Below are 17,843 nucleotides of genomic sequence, written 5' to 3'. Positions count from 1 at the left end.
GAAGCATGACGGAGACCACCGAGGAAGAGCGACCGATCACCGTGCCCAGCATTGGTATTTCAGTCCAAGGCATGGAAGAAAAAGCAGGCGAGAAGCTCGCCTATTGCGTCGGCGATTATGTGCGGGAGTTGAGCCGTTACATCAATCTCGAGCGGCTGGACGGCATCACCATCGCCGTCGATTACAAGGAAGCGCTTCTCGCACTCGATAGAGGATATGAGACGGACCACCGCCTAACGCCCAGCTCCGAGCTGGTCGAAGGCGTTGCGATGGCGCCGAGCGTCATCCGTGACGGTATTCTCAAATCGCATTTGGTACTGAACGCTGCCTATATCTATTCACTGCCGGACGAGAAAGATGAGCACTATGCCCATTCCCTGCATCTGCTCGCTCATGAATGCGCACATGTCGAACTCGCCATGACGACTGACAAGGCGTTCCCCGATACGCTGCTGAAAAAAATCTACGATGATGCCGCAGATGCCTGCGAAGGGCAGGCCGAAAACGCCTGCTGGGATGAGTATGCGGCTTGCCGCATCGCAGCCCCGTTCGGCCGAGATCCTCTGCAGGATTACACCAATGCATTCATCACCCATCTCGAGGAGACGATGAACCGGGCAAACGAATGTATCCGACGCTATCGCACCGATCACGACCATGACCGAATACTCTCCGAGGTCCTGCGGTATTACCAGAACCTGATGACGAGCGGCAGTTATCTGCTCGGCCATATGGACGGTCACGGCTTGACGATAGACGATGTGCCTGCGGTTCGCAGGGCGCTGGGAGGGCATTGGTTCGCGCCGTTTTTCGAAAGGCTGCGCACCGCGCTAAGAGAACTGTGGGCCAGGTACGGGCAATGGGAAGATCGAAGCGAATTCGCACCGATCGGCGAGATCATCATCGATGTGCTGGGCGAGGGTGGCTTCTTCTTCCAATGGGATGAGCACGGCAATTGCGGCTTCCGCATTCCGTTCACGTTCGCCACGATGTAGGAACGGCCATATAAAGACACGGGTGCTCTCCAGTACCAGGCTGACGGTACGGAAAAGGCTGCTGCGGTCCAGTTCGCCTCTCTCGACAAAGGTTTGGCGCTGACGGCTGCCGACTTCCTGATTATCGCATAGTCGCATCGCATTCCGCCGAACCATTTGGCGGTGGGATTATCCTCCGGATAGCTATTTGACTCCACATGTACCGGTGGCAACCAGGAAGAATCGCATGAATGATGATCAGCCCCAGATAAATGAAGCATGGCTGCAATGGATGAGGGATTTCCGCATGGCTCGGCGAAGCTCGCGGACGTGGACAGCTTCGATGCGCCGGAAGGCGAAGAGCCCGAACTGCTGTTCGTGAAATTCGCGCTGTTCGCCCGTGCCCTGACATTGTTCGACACGGCATTGTTGCTCGCTGAGCATGACAAGGTGCTCGATGTGCGCAGTACCTGCCGCAAGGTCGTCGAATGCGCGATCCATATGGATGCAGCGTGCCGCAAGCCTGACTATTTGCAGGCGCTCAAGGATGACGAAGCCACGAGTAAATGGTCGAGAGCCAAGGCGTTAAAGGACATGCAGACGGACCTTGATGCCGGCTCGCATAAGCTGCTGCAGGAATTCCTGAATGACAAGAAGGGCGCGCAGCTCAAGCCGAGTGACCTGAGCAAGGACAGCCAGTTCCCGCGCATGGCGCACATGTATCGTGAGATCTCGGCCGACACGGCACATGTCACCTACAGCTCGCTATTACGGCATCGTTCGTTCCTGCCGGACGGGACCGCATTGTTCAGCCTCGATCCTCTGCTGGAGGAAGACGAGCTGCAGGAGACGCTGAACATACTCGGCCTCTCCGTTTTGCTGTGCGTCTTCAGCCTTGTGCGCATGATACTCACCATGGTGGGCGACGAAGCATTCTATAACCTGCATGCCCGCTATAAGGTGCTTGCCGCCGGCGGGCAGGCGCAGCTGGGTGAAACCGCATGAGGTGAGGGGAGAGAGGGGCTAATATGGATACGAGCGACACGCCGCGACAAGAGGTGCCTGCCTCCACGCTTCCGCAGATTCAGGTGACGGTACAGGGCATCACCAACCAGTACGGCGCCGAATGCCTCGGGCAGCAGATGTTCCACATTCTGCGCGAGGTCGGGGAATATATCGATATCAGCGCGCTCGACGGTGTGACCGTAGCGGTCGATTACGACGAGGCGCTGCGCGACCTCGATCGGGGCGTCGAAGGGCTGGCGCCGTTGAGCCGCACCAATGACGAGGGCCTGGCCGGCGTCGGAAAGAGTGTCGTGGTCATGCGTGGCGACGCCGTGAAGACACATATCGTTTTGTCCGCGGGTCCGGTATGCCCGATTGTGCTCGAGGGGGCCGATCGCGATGAAGAGGATTTCCGCACGGCCATTGCCATCATCGCCCATGAATGCGCACATGTCGAAGAAATCGCCTTTCGCGAGGACCAATTCCCGGCATCCATTTTCGTCCGCCGACCGGGCATTTCATCAGCGATCACGAGCAGCACTTCGCCGAAGCCTGCCGGGGTGAATATGCGGTCTGCCGTTTGTCGGCGGGGTTCGCGGTCAACGAGGAAGCCCGTTTCCGCGACAATTTGGCCGTTCGGTTGAAGGATTGCCGCGGCAGGGCGCACGATGCCATCCGGTCCTATCGCCTGCATGGCAATGTGGTGCGGGTCTTTCAGGAAGTCGGTATTGTCATTCTTGAGCCCTTGCGGATCGCATCCTACCTGTTCGGCCATCTGGACGGGATGAACGAATCCGACAACCTCTGCGAGGTGGCGCCAGAATTGCCGACCGAGGATCAGGCTTTGGTCAGGGCGATCGGCCGGCTGGTGGAGCAGCTGCGCGGCCTATGGGATACGCGTGGTGAGTGGCCGAGCTATGATGCGCTGATCGATGTCGGGGCGGTCGGTTACCGGCTTTTTGAGGAATTCGGCGTGCATGCGCAGCCGCAACCTGACGGGCAGGCCTATATCAATGTCCCTTTCACAGTGGATACGATGCCGGCAGGGTCTGCACAGGCCGATATGTTGCGCGCCCTCATGGGCGGCTACAGAAGCTAGGCCGGTATGATGAGTCATCATGGCTGATTGACATATGATTATATATAAAATTGTTCAGTGATACAGATCTGTATATCAGAGTTGCGCTGCCTTACGGAATTGTCTATATATTATCCTGTATATCTCCCATCATGCGATACAGGATAATGATCGTGGCATATAAAACAGAGCATATAACACAGCAGTTACGCGCTGCCCGGGAAGGACAGAAAGTAAGCCAGCGTGAGCTGAGCGCTCGTTCGGGCCTGACGCAGAGCCATATTTCCCAGATCGAGCGGGGTACAATGGAGCCTGGGCTCGGCAGCTTGGTGGATGTGGCGCGCGCGCTCGACCTCGAGATCGTCCTTGCGCCGAAGAAGCTGATGCCGGCGATCCGCAACATCCTCGAAAGTAGTTCGGCGTCGAATGACGTCCTCACATCTGACCAACGCAAACTGGTCGCGCGTCTCGAGCGATCGTCTGCGCAGTACGGGTATGGGGTCGGGACGAGTGCCGACGCGGACGCGTTCAAGGATAGCCTGGGCCTCCTACGCCATCTGCCACTGACTCCCGACGAGCTGGACATCCTCAGGCGGGCAGCCAACCGCCTTGAAAATTCTCAGACCGACAAGATGTCACGTCAGGAAATGGGTGCGATCGTTCGCGAGATAAGGCAACTGCGCAACGCCGCGGTGCATCGCGACCGGGATGACGCAATCCCGCGCTCGGCCTACGCGCTGGATGAGGAGGACGATGATGCCTAAGGTCACGGTACTCGATGTCAGGCTAAACGGAGAACCGGTCGCGACCCTGACGAACCTGCAGGACGGGCGCACCATCTTCGCATTCAACGAGGACTATATCGAAAACGAAAAGCGGCCGACACTCAGCTTGTCCTTCAAGGACCCGTTCGGCGCCCTGATTACGAAGTTCCGCCCATATAACATGGTGGTCCCACCCTTCTTCTCGAACCTGTTGCCGGAAGGGCCGCTGCGAAAATACCTCGCCGAGCGTGCTGGCGTAAAACAGACGCGGGAATTCTTCCTGCTCTGGATGCTCGGTCGTGATCTGCCCGGTGCAGTGACGGTCCATCCCACCGTGGGTGATGACCTGCCGCCCGATGACGAGCAGGCTTCTGTCGAAGCGCGACCGAATGCATTGCGCTTTTCGTTGGCCGGTGTGCAGCTGAAATTCTCGGCCTTCAAGAACACCACGAAGGGAGGCGGCCTGACTATTCCGGCCGAGGGTACCGGTGGATCATGGATCGTGAAGCTGCCCTCCCAGCAGTATAGCGGCGTGCCGGAGAACGAATTCTCCATGATGACCATCGCCGCGATGATGGGCATGGACGTGCCGGAGATCCAGCTGGTCGAGCTGGATGCGGTGAGCGGCCTGCCACAGGGGGTAGGAGAACTGCACGGGCAGGCGCTCGCCATTAGGCGTTTCGACCGTACGCCGGAGGGTCCGGTGCATATCGAGGATTTTGCGCAGGTGTTTGGCGTGAAGCCGGATGACAAGTACAGCAAGGGCAATTACCGGATGATCGCCCGCGTCCTCGGCATCGAGACGAGCACGGCCGACGTGGCGGAGTTCATCCGCCGGTTGGTCTTCAGCACACTGATCGGCAATGGCGACATGCATCTGAAGAACTGGTCGCTGATCTACCCCGATCGCCGTACCCCTGCGCTCTCGCCGGCTTACGACCTGCTATCGACAATCCCCTATATCGAGGGAGAGGATACGGCCGCGCTTAACTTTTCACGCACGAAAAGAATGGCGGAGCTATCGAAGGACGAGCTTGCACATCTGGCCGCCAAGTCGGCGCTGTCCGAAAAGCTGGTCCTCGACACAGCACGCGAGACGGTCGGACGGTTTATGGATGTGTGGAAAAACGAGAAAAACAACCTGCCGATGGCCGCGAAGGTGCGCGAGACTATCGATGCACATCTGCCCACAATCGAGCTGTATCGGGAATTCAACGAAGCTACCTAGAAAAAGGTCATCATCGGAAGATGATGCCCCACCGCCAAGGATGAAATCATAGATCTATATAGGGTGCATTTTCCGGAGATTTTCGCTACTGGAACAATGTGAATCCTGGAACGACTTCACCATCGGCAAGGTCATGGACCACCGCTACCGTATGCCTTGCGCGGGTTAGGGCAACATAGAGTTTTGCACGGGTTTCGGCTTTCAACGCCGATTGGGCGCTCTTCAGCCAGTCCATCATTTCATTCGTCGGATAGATAATGACGCGGTCAAAACCGAGTCCCTTGGATCGTCCGAATGTAAGCGACGGCAGTTCTACAGATGCGACCTTAACGGCGGAACTCCATCGCAGCTGTACCGGTCGTCCGGTCTTGAGATAGCGTGGCAGATCGTTACGTCGGACGATGTGGAGACCCGCATCACCAGGGACCGGCTGCCTGCAGTCGACGCATTTACATGCAGTCGCAGCCGCCAACTTTGGATAGAGCTTCGACGATAGTTCACAGATAGCGGTGCTATTTCGGTGCGATGTCATGAGGCTGGTCACATCAATATCGCAGGTAACCTTTCGGGGAAGTTCCGCCCGAATGAAGTCGGCAATGCCGCCATCCCTGTACTTCTTAAGGCGAGCCTCCAGATGGGTCACATAGGTGACCTGACGGGGATCACCCACCATGACGACGTTGACGGGGCTTTGGAAGAGCGCCGCCAAAATGTCGAGGTCGTGGCCTGCCAGATCCTGCACCTCATCTACGAAAATAAAGTGATAGATACGGGAAAGCCGCTCGATGACAGCGCCGTCCGATGCCTCGTTGCACCGTATCATCAGCCTCGACAATTTGTCTGAATAGACGCGATTTCGACGGTCGAAGTAGCAGCGTCTGAAATCTTCCTCACCCCAATACATGGGACGGCCTTGCCGGTCGCGCCCGCGCAAACCGGATCTCTGCGAAACTAGAAGCATGCCAGCGACATCCCAATCGAACAGCTTGCCTTGAAAGGGCTTGATGCCGTGCTCGATCAGCAGACTGAACCAGGTCTGGATATGCACGTTGCCCGGAACCGAGCCATTGATTTCGAAAAATTTGCGCCGGATCTCTTTTTCGTTCGATTCCGTGTAGGTGGTGATGAGGACCCGTTTTTGTTCAACGGCAAGCGCCTGCCTGACGAGGTAGGTGGTCTTCCCCGAGCCTGCCGCAGCAATGACGAGCTTATTCGGCCCCATCATTTGGCGATCGCATCCAGAATATATTTCGGATAACTGATTTTCGTCTTCGCCGAGAAAATCGCCAGCGCGCATTCGGTCTTGTTGTTCTTCATATAACGATGAAGGTTATCGAGATCATGCTTGGTACCGAACAGCGTGTTGAAGGTCTCGACGCTATTGGATTTGACCAGTTTCGGCTCAAGGGTGTTATAGTTGAAAGGCTTGCCGCCGAGGACCAGGTCGCCCTTATCCACCACAGGATCATAGCAGATTGTGATATGATCGACGTCCTTGTATTTGGCGTACTTCTTTTCAAGCGCAGCAGTATCCCCGTCGTTGTCGGTTGCGACCACGACGGGGATTTTCAGCGCCGTCGCCAGTTCGAGAAAACGCAGGAACGAAAGCCCGACCGAGATGACATCGATCTCGTCGTCGATCGGCAATTTTCCCCCGTTGGTATCCATGTAGGCCCGTTGGACGACCAGCTCGTCCGCATCGCCCTCTACAAGGATCGACTTCTGCGACAACACGAGACGCAGCGTGTCATAGCCAGGCAGCTTATGGAAGAAGTCGCTCGCGTCCAGATCCTCGATCCGTGTGACCTTCGCTTCCCGTAACAGGATCAGGTGGTCCAGTCCTAGTTTGTTCGCGACGAAGCTGCTATGCGTGGTGATGATGACCTGCTTGCCGCTATTGTCGGTGCTGATATCGCTGATGAGCTGGTTGAGCTTCGAGTGCGAGAGGTGGTTTTCCGGTTCCTCGATCAGCAATACGGTCGCTTCGCTGTTCTTTTTGCTGCTCAGCGCGAGTCGCGTTTTGACGATGCACTGCTCGCCCTTGCCGATATAGTGGAAGGGCACATCCTCGATATAAGTCATGAGGCTGTTTTCCCAGGCATTATGAGACGACATATCGACCGAGATGCTGACCTTTTTTCGGCTGATCTTCGCCGCTTCCGCCAATCTTTCATTAATGGCGCCGACATTGCCGTCGGCCTTGAAGGCGTCTTTCAGCTTGCGGTGGGCTTGGGATATCGCAACACGTTCCTTGTCGTCCAAAAACTCTCTGACGATGCGGGAGATGTACATATCCGAACCGCTCTGCACACGCGTGCTTGTTGAATCGATGAGGGCCGATTTAATGGGAATGGTGCGAGGCATCGCCGGTTGGCGGGAGAATTCCGACCATTGCACCTGATAGAATTCCAAGGGTATCGAGTTGATCTCCCTGTTCTTCAGCAACTCGGTATAGGCACCGTCATATTTCTTGTCGAACTCGATCGAGAAGAGAAGGCCGCGAGCCTTGTCGTTTTTCTCGGAATTCCCGTTTCCGCGCAGGTCTTCCAACGCGTCGCTATCACCGCCGAAAAACAGCTCGATCTGGATCTCCGGCGGATCGAGAGGTTGTTTCGCGGCGATGCTGTCCAGATACGCCCGCTCGACCTTCCGGTTAAAAAGATAGGGAGATAATTCGTTGCGCAGGTATTTCCCGTTCAGCATACCCGTCAGGCATAGATGGATAGCTTCGAGCAGCGTGGATTTTCCGGCTTCGTTGTTGCCGACGATGATGTTGACGCCCCGATTGAAATCGGCTGCGAACCAGCCTTCGAAACACTTGAAGTTCTTTATCTTGACCTTCTCGATGTACATCGACTTCCCTATTTCCAGCGAGGCAAGAATTTCCAAATTGACACAGCTTCGGCGCGAACAATACGTTGCAAATGTAGGGTGACGCGAATCATCGGTGCGACGTCTCGGTGCGATGGTTTTACTATCGACAGGTGCGACGGGGGAGGCCTTGAATGTGGGCAGATAATGAGACTGAAAAAGACTTCCTTAATTTTTCGGGAGTGGCCGACACCGTAGCGGAAATCATCGTCCAGGCGCGGGGGCGCCCAATTTCAATCGGTGTCTCGGGATCATGGGGCATTGGAAAATCCTCCATGATAAAACTGACCCAAGCATCCCTCGCTAACCGAGAGAGGAAAGAAGGCGAGAAGGACTTCGTCTTCGTCGAATTCAATGCTTGGCTTTACCAAGGTTATGACGACGCTCGCGCCGCATTGATGGACGTCATCGCGACGAAGCTAGAGCAGGAAGCAAGAGCGCGCGAAAGAGGAGTAGACAAGGCCAAGGCGCTCATCAAGCGCGTGAACTGGCTGCGTGCAATGAAGCTCGCTGCCGGTTCGGCGATAGCGGTGTCGATGGGACTTCCTCCAACTGGGCTCATCGGCGAAGTGTGGGGGCTGGGGCAGCGGTTTCTAGGTGGTTCCGTCGACCAAAAACTAATCGAAGACGCCAAATCGAAAGCGGGTGAGGTGGCAAGTGCTGCCTCCGGGCTTCTCAATCCGGCAGAGGAAACCTCACCACCTAAGGAAATCCAAGCCCTCAGGGATAATTTCGAGGAGACCCTTGAGGAGCTTGGGGTAACTCTTGTCGTGTTGATCGACGACCTTGACCGTTGCCTCCCCGAGACGACGATCTCGACCCTTGAGGCCATACGGCTGTTCCTGTTTCTGAAAAATACGGCATTCGTCATCGCGGCCGACAACGACATGATCAAACACGCCGTCCGCAAGCATTTCGAAGGCGTTCCCGACGATCTACTTGTAACGAGCTACTTCGACAAATTGATCCAGGTGCCTATCCGCGTTCCTCCCTTGGGAACGCAGGAAGTCCGCGCGTACATGATGTTGCTCTACATCGAAAACAGCGACTTGAAGGACGACGTAAAGGAAAAACTGCGGGTTGGGATAATCGATCAGTTGCGAAAGACGTGGCAGGGCGCGCGCGTCGACAAGGCATATGTAACGGGACTGCACGAGAACATACCGGCAGATCTTATCGGACGTTTTGATACGGCTGAAAGGCTTGCGCCTATCATGACGACTGCCTCGGGCATCGTCGGTAATCCCCGACTGATCAAGCGTTTCCTGAATGCACTTTCTATCCGCATGGCGATCTCCAATGCTCAGGGCGTCGGCGTGGATGAGGCGGTCCTCGCCAAGCTTCTCCTGTTCGAACGTCTCGGTAGCCCGTTGGCTTACGCCGAACTATTGAAGGCCGTTAGCCAAGACGATGACGGCAAACCCAGATTCCTGAAGGATTGGGAAGAAGCGGCCACAGAGGGAAAAGACCTAAACCTTGCCGCGCCCTGGGATGCTCCTTTCTCGAGGGAATGGCTGGCTTTGCCTCCGCCGCTACACGATGCGAAGTTGTTGGGCGCTTTGTATGTGAGCCGCGAGCACGCGCCGCTCATAACGCCCGGTGACCGTTTAACGACCGAAGCGGCCGAAATATTGACCGCAATGCTCACCCACCCTGAAATGGCTGCGGCCCTGGTCGACAAATTGGCACGCGTGTCGCGCGTAGAAACCTCGATCATTATGGATCGTCTCCTGGACCGTGCTCATCAAGAACAAGAATGGGGAGTTCCAGCTATCCTGGAAGCCTGCCTCGCGGTTGCGAAAGCCGATCCTCAGCAAGGACTACGATTGGCGGCATTTCTGAACGATCGTCCACCGGCGCAGATTACTCCGGGGATCGTTCCGAAAATCGGAGACCAACCTTGGGCGGACGGCGTTTTCGAGAAATGGAAGCGCACGGGCGTGCCGCTGGTGGTCAAAAGAGCGATTGAGAAGGCCGAACAATAATGGGGACATCTCAATCAAGTAACGGACCCAAGGGAGGCGTCCACATGGTGCCCGCGTGGACCCCCGCGCCACCGGCGGAAGATCCGCCTTCCGGTGATCAACCACCGGACGCGCCGCCAGACCCCGCTCCAGATCTAAATCCGCCGGAGCAGGAGCCGGTAGATGCCGCTCCCAACAAACCCGTTGCGCCTAACGTGCCGCCACCAGCGGCCCCTCTCGCGCCCGGTCACCGGTTCGCTGGTACCCGCCGAAGCCTTGGCGAATTTGCGAAGGCCGGAAACTTAAGTGATATGCGCCGCAGCTTGGGAAACTACGTGCGTAACGGCTACGGCGGATCGAGGACGACCACCAGCAGATTTGGTGGGACCGCTTCCACAGCCAGTGCACTCGGCGGCATCCTCGAAACTATGGGGCAACAGCCCGCAGGCAGTGCACTGGATCCGGCGCTTCTTGCGGGCCGCACCGCGAACGAGGTGATGGATGCTGTCGTCGAAGCGGTTCGGCCGGTCGACGGCACTCAGGACGCCGAGGCTGAACGAACCGCCATCAAGGACTCGCTTTCGGATCTCTTGGTGAAGTACCCTGATGCCGATTTGGCTGCCCTGACACCGGAACAGCGTGAATTCGCCATCGAGCGTTTCACCGCAATGGATGTTGCTCGTCGGTTCGAACTCGATGTCGGAAAAACAATCATCGAGAAAGCGCCCACCGCCACAGTGGCTCTCAGTCGCCTGAAACAGGTGCGTGACTACATCAAGCAGACCGTAGCTGCTTCCTTTCGCAAACTCAGAGCGGCGGGCAAGAGCGTAAACTCGAACCGTATCGCCGCGGTGGTTAGAGATGCACTACGGGATACCTTTCAGGTTTTCGAGGGATACGCAGAATGAGGCTCGTTTGTGGACCTGGATCGTTCGAGCTTCCATTGGAAGAAGGCGATCTGCGTGTTGTCCTGTATGGTCAGCCACGCATCCCCTCGGAGGCAAGTGCGGGTGAAGCCGTCAAGGCAGAGCTTCGGCGAAAGGGGCTGAACCCCCATCGACGGGCATGGGATCTGCTTTCGATCGCACTTTCAATCATCACCGCCGACTTTTCGGTACTGCGGGATGACAGCGCCGATGGCTGGACTAGAGAGATTGAACTCGATGTCGCCGTTTCCGACCGAGCTTTCTGGAATACGATGGCCAACGAATTTCGGCAGGCGCTCGCGTTCCTGACAACGGACCGCTGGAAGCTTCGGTTTCATGACGGCGGCGTTTTACCCGCTCCGCCGAAGAAGATTTCGGTGCTGAAAGAAGACTGCGTCGTGTTGTTGTCCGGCGGATTGGACAGTCTCGTTGGCGCAATCGATCTGACTCGTGATGGATTGAAGCCGGTGGCAGTCAGCCAGAACGTTCGAGGGGACGGTCTGAAGCAACGGGATTTCGCACAGGAAATTGGTCTGACGAAGCACCTGCAGCTCAATCACGTTGCGACTTCCCCCACCGTGCAGGAAACGTCACAGCGAGCGCGCTCTCTGATCTTTTTGACCTTTGGCGTGGTCGTAGCTACATCGCTGGAGAAATACGCAAAAGGCAACACCGCCCCGCTCTACGTTTGCGAAAATGGGTTCATTGCGATCAATCCGCCGCTCACCGGTTCCCGGCTTGGAAGCCTGAGCACGCGCACGGCGCACCCTGTCTTCCTAACGCGATTCCAGAAGATCCTCGATGCCGCAAGCCTCAACGTGAAGATCGAAAATCCCTACGCCCAAAAAACGAAGGGCGAGATGCTTATCGAATGCAAGGACCAGATTTTCCTTCAGACCGAGGCCGCGCATTCGACCAGCTGTGGGCGCTTTCAGCGGTTCAATTACCGGCACTGCGGTCGCTGCGTTCCCTGTCAAGTGAGACGGGCAGCATTCGTCGCATGGGACGCGAAGCGCGATACGACGGATTACGTCTACGAGCCCTTGGGAAAGGATGATGAAGACCACGCGTCGTTCGATGATGTTCGTTCCGTTGCCATAGCGTTGGCTTCGGTGAAAGCTGACGGCCTCGATCGGTGGCTTGGCCACACCTTGTCGCCTCCGGATATTGGTGATCGTAACGGTGTCCGCGGCATGCTAGATCGAGGGTTAAACGAACTCGGTGAGCTGCATCGACTATATGGTGTTAAGTGATTGACTTCCATTGCCATCTTGATCTGTACCCGGATCCTGTTGCGGTCACGCAGTCCTGCGTGAGCCGGAATATCTATGTTCTCTCTGTCACTAACACGCCCTCGGCTTGGGAAGGTACGCTTGCTCTTTCACATAAGGCAAAGCGGATCAGAACGGCGCTCGGGCTGCACCCACAGATTGCACATGAACGCCATGGCGAACTTCCCTTATTTGAAAAACTCCTGCCATCAGCCACATACGTAGGGGAGATCGGGTTAGACGGCTCACCCGAGTTGCGACCCCACTGGGAAACCCAAAAGCGGGTGTTTCATCGCATTTTAGATCTATGCGACCAGGCGGGCGGTCGTGTAATGACTATTCATAGTCGGCGGGCGGCCACGCAAGTAATGGACGCACTCGAAGCGCACAAAGGCGCAGGAACACCAATCCTTCATTGGTTTTCGGGGACAAAGCGAGAGCTGGATCGCGCCGTCTCCATGGGCTGTTGGTTCAGCGTGGGACCAGGGATGATCCATGGTCAGAAGGGCCGGGATATCGTCAAAATGATCCCCCGTGATCGCCTGTTAACCGAATCTGACGGACCATTCACACAAATCGAGGGCAGGTCTGTTCTACCATGGGAGCTCGACCGCGTATTGAACGCGATCGCAGAACTGTGGTCGGAAGATGCGCTTTCGGTCGAAGGGCGGGTGGCGGAGAACTTACGACAATTGGGCTATGGTCGAGCCGAAAGCTAACCGCGCATAAGGGGCGCGATCGCTTGTCGAGAGCATCCTCCTAAAATATGCGTTGCGTCAAAACCATGGGCCATTCGATTTATCGCGAAATGAATGTGTTTTCAGTACCTTGCAAAATTTCGTTCCGGTCGGTAGTTCGAATTGGTTCAAGGCGTGCGAGGTTGGCGATATGGCGATCCTTGCGGCACCGTCGAGGACATCTCGAGATCTGTTGAGCGGACTGTCTTCGATCCTTCGCAAAGGCTGTTGAAAAGATCAGGTCTCGGCACGGTTAAGAGCGAGATGCGAAGGGTCAGGCAGGTGCGCCAGCCGGCTGATTGCGACGAACGCAAATACGGCAATCGCGCCGACAGTGGCGGCAACCGTTAGTGACCAGAACACCCCGACGTTCGTCATCAGGAATGCCAGGATAAAGGGCGCCGTCGACGAGACCACCAGACGGATGGCCAATACCTGTCCCTGTCGTTGGCCGTAACCCTCACTGCCGAAGAGCGCCAACGGCAAGGTTCCCTGCACGATGCTGCTCAAGCCCGAGCCGAGGCCAAAGACCACGGCGAACACCAGTGCGCCTGGCACGGAGGGGGCGGTGACAATCAGGATGACCAGCGCGGCCGGCAACAGCACGGCGGAGATCAGCGCCAGCACCAGCTGCGGTAGGCCGCCTCCGAAGACCATGTTGATGAACCGGCTCAGCACCTGCGACGGGCCGAACAGCGTGCCTACCATGAGCGCCATCGCTCCGAGCCCAAGTCCCGACAGAACCGGGACCATGTGGACGAGGAGCGCGGCATTGACAAAGCTCTCCAGCGCAAAGCCTGTTACCATTAGCATGAAGGCTGGCGAGCGGATCGACGGAGAGAGACTTGGCTCGACATGCTTTGCAGGCTCGGCCGATGCACGCTTGCGGCTTCTGGTGACGCTGGACGACAGCCACGCATGGATCGGCAGGCAGACAGCGACATTGAGCGCAGCGAAGACCAGATAGACATTCTGCCACGACATATGCGCGTTGAGCGCCGTCGTGATCGGCCAGAAGATCGTCGAGGCGAAGCCGGCGATCAGCGTCAGGTAGGTAATGCTGCGCTGGGCGACCTTTGGTCTGATCTGAACGAGAAGCGCGAAGGCCGCACCGTACTGCACGAGATTGGAAGCCGTCTCAAGCGCGATCAGGGCGGCGACGAAGGCAATCTTGCCAGAGGCAAACGCACAAGCCACAAGGGCGGCGGCGGCAATCGCCGAGCCGGCTGTCATGACGCGACCGGCACCAAAGCGGTCGATCCACTTGCCCATGGCTGGGGCCGCCAAGCCGCCGATCAGGAGACCGGCCGACAACGCGCCAAAAATCCATTTCGACGACCATTTCAGATCCCGCGCTATGCCCGGTGCGAGGATGCTGAAGCTGTAATAGAGCGATCCGTACCCGATGATCTGCGTGAGACCGAGGGCAAGGATAGCCGCGACGGGCGGTCGTTCGGTGCTGATCATCGTCATATGGATTTGAGGCTCACGCGCTGTTCGAGTTTTTCGGCCTCCTCTTTCCGCTCGCTGTAGCGGTCTGTCAGGTAGCCGGACGCATCACGCGTCAGCCAGGTGAACTTTGCCAGCTCCTCGCAGACATCGACGACACGGTCATAATAGGAGGATGGCTTCATCCGGCCCTTGGCATCGAATTCCTGGAAAGCCTTTCGAGTGCTGCGGCAACCTCCCGCTCGCCCCAACCGGCGTCGACCGCCTTGCTGACAAGGCGAAGGACAGATGCAGCGCGTACTGGCACCAAAGGTGCCGGTCCGGATCTGAACTCTCACAGCGAGGAGGTTGAATATAGTCATCTCTGAAATGTCGCGATTATCTTTCTCCGCGTCAAGTGATGGCCGCCTTGCCACCAAGGATATGCGCACAGTTGAACTTGGATATCCGCCACACCGGTAGTGCTTTCCTACAACCCCTGATCAACCTAATTATGCGCGATTTGCAAGTCATTTACCGTCGCTGCAAGACCATTGGTATGGATGGAGGGGGCTGCGTATGCCAGCCTCGGGCTCAGGTCTAAGTGATTTGCCAGCAGGTTCCTCTTTAACCGATTGGCTATCTTCCGAGACCTCATCGCGAGCAGGGGCCATGGCCCCACCCACGCCTCAGAGCATCTATTTCCGCAACAATGCTTGGTTGGCTTTGTCCAGGCAGACGGCGGCGAATGCCAACAGGATCGTGCAAATCGATGAATAGATGGTGCTACGGAACACGTCGGCCATGCCCACATCGATCCTCAGAAATTCAAGTGTGGCGCCGATCATAAAGAAGATTGCGCCAAGGCCGAGCACCAAGACTGCGGCATTCAAGGTCAGGCGTACCAGTCTCATCCGTTCATGTCCTCTCCCTTTAGGCGTCACGACACCGAAGTGGTGATTCTGTCCGGCTTTTGAGAACGAGTGAAGAACCGCTTTTCACTGGTTATGGATGTGGGAGCGGAAAGCAGTGCCGATCCGATAGCGCGGCAAGGATCTTGTCTTTCTCTGCGATGAAGATGCGCCCCTCATAAACCCCTGTTTGATGAGGCGAGCTGTCTCCCTCCGCTAGTACCAGCAAGGGCAAGGACTGGTTTTGCTCTCCAACAAGGGCGATGACGCTTTGTCTGGGTCTCGGCCATTCTATGCGCTCGACATTAAGCTTCATCGCCAAATCCGGGAACGAGGCCAGCACCCCCTCCAGAAGGGCGCAGTGCCAGCAATAAAACTGCTGACCTGGATAGGCAGAATCGTCAAAGCCCGGGCGCAGCAAGAACAGTCGGTCGCGGTTCGCCATTTCATTTCCTTTCCGATTTCAGTGCATTGTAGAGCGCGGGCTTGCCAATCTTCAAGTGCGCGGCAGCCTCTTGCACGGCCCGCAAAACGTCCGTTTGTCGGACAGGCTTTTTCCAGTTCGCCACACCTCCGCAACGAAATTGAAAGATTAGGCAAAGGTGCGGTATGGGTCAATTTAGGCCGAATAGGCTGTCCGAAATATCTCCTCTGTTCGAAAGCCTGCCAAGATAATTTATGACCAGGTCATTTTGCCCCGTACGGACAGTTATTGGACTGCGTGTCAGTTTCTGCAGTCGCTGCCAGTGATCAAGTCCCTGATCGGAAACATATCTTCGCCGTAGTGGTGAAGCCGGGTGTGATGCCGTCGGCATAACCACCGCACCCTTAAAGGCTCATCGTATTGATCATGATGGGCATCGACCGCTTCGATCCCGCAAACCTCGCATATTTGCTTTTCTAGCTCGCCTGCCTTCACCGCTCGCTGCACAGCAAGGTGAGCATCGTATTTGCCTGGATTGGCACGGCGCCAATTCGCTTGGCGGGTATCGGTTTTCAGCATCACAGCATCCTGCTTGTCTATCCCTGCATCACCTATGAAACGAGGTGCCGTGAATAGGCATAGCACGGCGTAAATCGTTCTTCATTTGTTTTCCCATCGGTGCCACGTGATTTCACAGGCACGTCCTTCGGACCAGGCTCTATTCCGCCGCAGCCTTGCTGCAGCTCCACGGAACCCCTGACGGGTTGGTGTTCCCACAGGTGGCGGTCCGTAATGTATTTAGGCGTGCTGGCTATGATGGACCGAGGTAGAAAGCGCGTGTTGTCGACTATGTAGCTGACGCTTCCGCTGACGCCCTCGAGTGCGGATGCTATGGCCCGATCGCACATCCTGTGAATAGTACTGCCCCATGCACCTGAAACCGCCTCCTGGGACCAGGCTTGCTCCAGCCCTTGCTTCAACACGATTGATCCGACGTCAAGGGAAGCGGTTTCGAGGCACGGCTCTGAACTCGGGTTAACGTTTCTTCCCTGAACGGTTTGGGTGTGATTCAAGAGTGTCGGTGATTTGGAGGCCGACATGTTTGAAGACGATCGCCCGCGGCTGCGGGTTTTGCTGGACCATTTTAGTCTCGTTGAGGATGAGCGGGAGCAATGGCGGGTCGCCCATCCGTTACCCGAGGTGCTTCTTCTGGTCGTTTGCGGGACGATCGGCGCATGCGACGATTTTGACGAGGTCGTCGAATGGGGGGAGGATAACCTGGCGTTTTTACGTCGGTTTCTTCCCTATCACCATGGCATACCGGGTTCGCGCTGGCTGCGCATTCTGCTCAACCGGATCGATCCGGACCTGTTTTCGAACTGCTTCATATCCTGGGCGGCGACGCTTCGACCCGATGCTCCGGCGCTGGTGGCGATTGACGGAAAGACCTCGCGCGGCAGTCATGACCGGGCCAACGGCCGGGCGGCGCTGCATCTCGTCTCGGCTTTCGCCACCCGTGAACGGCTGGTTCTTGGACAAGAGGCAGTGGCAACGACAAGCTGTGAGCAGGACACCATCCCCTTGCTGCTGGAACGGTTGGCCGAAAAGGATCGCCTGAAAGGCGCGCTCGTGACCATCGACGCCATTGCCTGCAATGCCAAAACCGCCTAGGCGGTGCTCGATGCAGGCGCTGATTACCTCCTGGCGGCCAAGGCCAATCAGCCCGGCCTGATGGGTGAGATCGAGCGCTTCTTTGCCGACGCTCCGGCAAACCTCACCTCAACCGTGACCGAAGTCGACAAGGGCCATGGCCGGGTCGAAGAGCGGCGGGTCACCGTCTCCACTCAAATCGACTGGCTCTCCGGCGACAGGCGCTTTCCCGGCGAATACCGCTTCCCGTCCATCGCCACCATCGTCAAGGTGCAAGCACAAGTCTATGAAAAGTCCAGGCAAAGCAGCCAGGTCCGCTTCTATATCTCCTCGCGGTCGATGACCGCGCTCCAGTTCGCCGAGGCCATACGTGGCCATTGGGCCATCGAGAACTCCCTCCATTGGGTACTCGACGTCACCTTCAACGAGGATGCCGCCCGATCTCGAACCGGGCATGGACCAGCCAACATGGCCGTCGTCCGACACTTCGCCATCAACATGGTTCGAAGCCATAACGACAAGCGCAGTATCAAACTCAGACGAAACAAAGCAGGCAGAAACCCACAATACATGGCCGAAATCATCCGAGCATGACTGTTAACCCGGATTCAG

General features: G+C 56.9%; 16 protein-coding genes and 2 pseudogenes. 11 read left to right on the top strand and 7 right to left on the bottom strand.

Annotation, left to right across the window (positions count from 1 at the left end; translation table 11 throughout):
- The first annotated feature begins 5 nt into the window (after positions 1-5).
- From GA0061101_RS30415 to GA0061101_RS30390, 6 genes are all read left to right on the top strand, one after another.
- A complete protein-coding gene (locus GA0061101_RS30415; RefSeq protein WP_004119888.1) occupies positions 6-995 on the top strand; it encodes a hypothetical protein in 990 nt (329 codons plus the stop codon).
- A 258-nt stretch (positions 996-1,253) separates the two neighbouring features.
- The gene (locus GA0061101_RS30410) at positions 1,254-1,979 is read left to right on the top strand and encodes a DUF5677 domain-containing protein (protein ID WP_240535450.1); all 726 of its coding nucleotides are present in this window, start codon (positions 1,254-1,256) and stop codon (positions 1,977-1,979) included.
- Positions 1,980-2,002: 23 nt separating this feature from the next.
- Positions 2,003-2,623 carry a hypothetical protein gene (locus GA0061101_RS30405; protein WP_004119892.1) on the top strand — a complete coding sequence of 207 codons (621 nt, stop codon included), beginning with the start codon at positions 2,003-2,005 and terminating at the stop codon, positions 2,621-2,623.
- Positions 2,620-3,078, top strand: coding sequence for a hypothetical protein (locus GA0061101_RS30400; protein ID WP_240535451.1), 459 nt, complete (start codon positions 2,620-2,622; stop codon positions 3,076-3,078). The genes GA0061101_RS30405 and GA0061101_RS30400 overlap by 4 nt, the downstream gene beginning before the upstream one ends.
- Positions 3,079-3,230: 152 nt before the next feature.
- Complete coding sequence (locus tag GA0061101_RS30395) at positions 3,231-3,821, top strand: helix-turn-helix domain-containing protein (RefSeq protein ID WP_015341966.1); 591 nt, start codon at positions 3,231-3,233, stop codon at positions 3,819-3,821.
- Positions 3,814-5,049 (top strand): type II toxin-antitoxin system HipA family toxin, encoded by a 1,236-nt coding sequence (locus GA0061101_RS30390; RefSeq protein WP_004119898.1) that lies wholly within the window; start codon positions 3,814-3,816, stop codon positions 5,047-5,049. The genes GA0061101_RS30395 and GA0061101_RS30390 overlap by 8 nt, the downstream gene beginning before the upstream one ends.
- Positions 5,050-5,134: 85 nt before the next feature.
- Here GA0061101_RS30390 and GA0061101_RS30385 read toward each other — a convergent pair whose 3' ends face one another.
- The gene (locus tag GA0061101_RS30385; RefSeq protein WP_004119901.1) at positions 5,135-6,274 is read right to left on the bottom strand and encodes a UvrD-helicase domain-containing protein; all 1,140 of its coding nucleotides are present in this window, start codon (positions 6,272-6,274) and stop codon (positions 5,135-5,137) included.
- On the bottom strand, positions 6,271-7,902 hold the full coding sequence (locus GA0061101_RS30380; protein ID WP_004119902.1) for an ATP-dependent nuclease: 1,632 nt from the start codon (positions 7,900-7,902) through the stop codon (positions 6,271-6,273). The genes GA0061101_RS30385 and GA0061101_RS30380 overlap by 4 nt, the downstream gene beginning before the upstream one ends.
- 152 nt (positions 7,903-8,054) lie before the next feature.
- Here GA0061101_RS30380 and GA0061101_RS30375 point away from each other — a divergent pair, with 152 nt between their 5' ends.
- The 4 genes from GA0061101_RS30375 (at position 8,055) to qatD (ending at position 12,800) form a co-directional block, all read left to right on the top strand.
- Positions 8,055-9,905, top strand: coding sequence for a KAP family P-loop NTPase fold protein (locus GA0061101_RS30375; protein WP_004119903.1), 1,851 nt, complete (start codon positions 8,055-8,057; stop codon positions 9,903-9,905).
- Positions 9,906-10,195: 290 nt separating this feature from the next.
- A complete protein-coding gene (qatB, locus tag GA0061101_RS30370) occupies positions 10,196-10,792 on the top strand; it encodes a Qat anti-phage system associated protein QatB (protein WP_240535452.1) in 597 nt (198 codons plus the stop codon).
- A 35-nt stretch (positions 10,793-10,827) separates the two neighbouring features.
- Entirely contained in the window at positions 10,828-12,063 is a 1,236-nt protein-coding gene (gene qatC / locus GA0061101_RS30365; protein WP_240535453.1) for a Qat anti-phage system QueC-like protein QatC, read from the top strand.
- Positions 12,060-12,800 (top strand): Qat anti-phage system TatD family nuclease QatD, encoded by a 741-nt coding sequence (gene qatD / locus GA0061101_RS30360; RefSeq protein ID WP_004119906.1) that lies wholly within the window; start codon positions 12,060-12,062, stop codon positions 12,798-12,800. The genes qatC and qatD overlap by 4 nt, the downstream gene beginning before the upstream one ends.
- A 255-nt stretch (positions 12,801-13,055) precedes the next feature.
- On the opposite strand, the gene arsK is transcribed toward qatD, so the two are convergent.
- From arsK to GA0061101_RS30335, 5 genes and pseudogenes are all read right to left on the bottom strand, one after another.
- Positions 13,056-14,291 carry an arsenite efflux MFS transporter ArsK gene (gene arsK / locus GA0061101_RS30355; RefSeq protein WP_004119907.1) on the bottom strand — a complete coding sequence of 412 codons (1,236 nt, stop codon included), beginning with the start codon at positions 14,289-14,291 and terminating at the stop codon, positions 13,056-13,058.
- A pseudogene (locus tag GA0061101_RS30350) lies at positions 14,288-14,494 on the bottom strand (arsenical resistance protein ArsH); the annotation flags it as partial. The gene arsK and the pseudogene GA0061101_RS30350, both read right to left, overlap by 4 nt.
- A gap of 450 nt (positions 14,495-14,944) precedes the next feature.
- On the bottom strand, positions 14,945-15,160 hold the full coding sequence (locus GA0061101_RS30345; RefSeq protein ID WP_004119909.1) for a hypothetical protein: 216 nt from the start codon (positions 15,158-15,160) through the stop codon (positions 14,945-14,947).
- Positions 15,161-15,251: 91 nt separating this feature from the next.
- Positions 15,252-15,602, bottom strand: a complete 351-nt coding sequence (locus GA0061101_RS30340) for a DUF3088 domain-containing protein (protein ID WP_004119910.1) — start codon at positions 15,600-15,602, stop codon at positions 15,252-15,254.
- A gap of 279 nt (positions 15,603-15,881) precedes the next feature.
- Positions 15,882-16,160, bottom strand: coding sequence for a hypothetical protein (locus tag GA0061101_RS30335; RefSeq protein WP_004119911.1), 279 nt, complete (start codon positions 16,158-16,160; stop codon positions 15,882-15,884).
- A gap of 519 nt (positions 16,161-16,679) precedes the next feature.
- Here GA0061101_RS30335 and GA0061101_RS30325 point away from each other — a divergent pair.
- Positions 16,680-17,825: pseudogene (locus GA0061101_RS30325) on the top strand (ISAs1 family transposase).
- Positions 17,826-17,843 lie beyond the last annotated feature (18 nt).

It is taken from the genome of Martinezella lusitana, assembly GCF_900094565.1.
GTDB lineage: Bacteria > Pseudomonadota > Alphaproteobacteria > Rhizobiales > Rhizobiaceae > Rhizobium > Rhizobium lusitanum.
The sequence above is the reverse complement of the archived record's forward strand: the minus strand, read 5'-3'. Positions and strand labels throughout refer to the sequence as shown.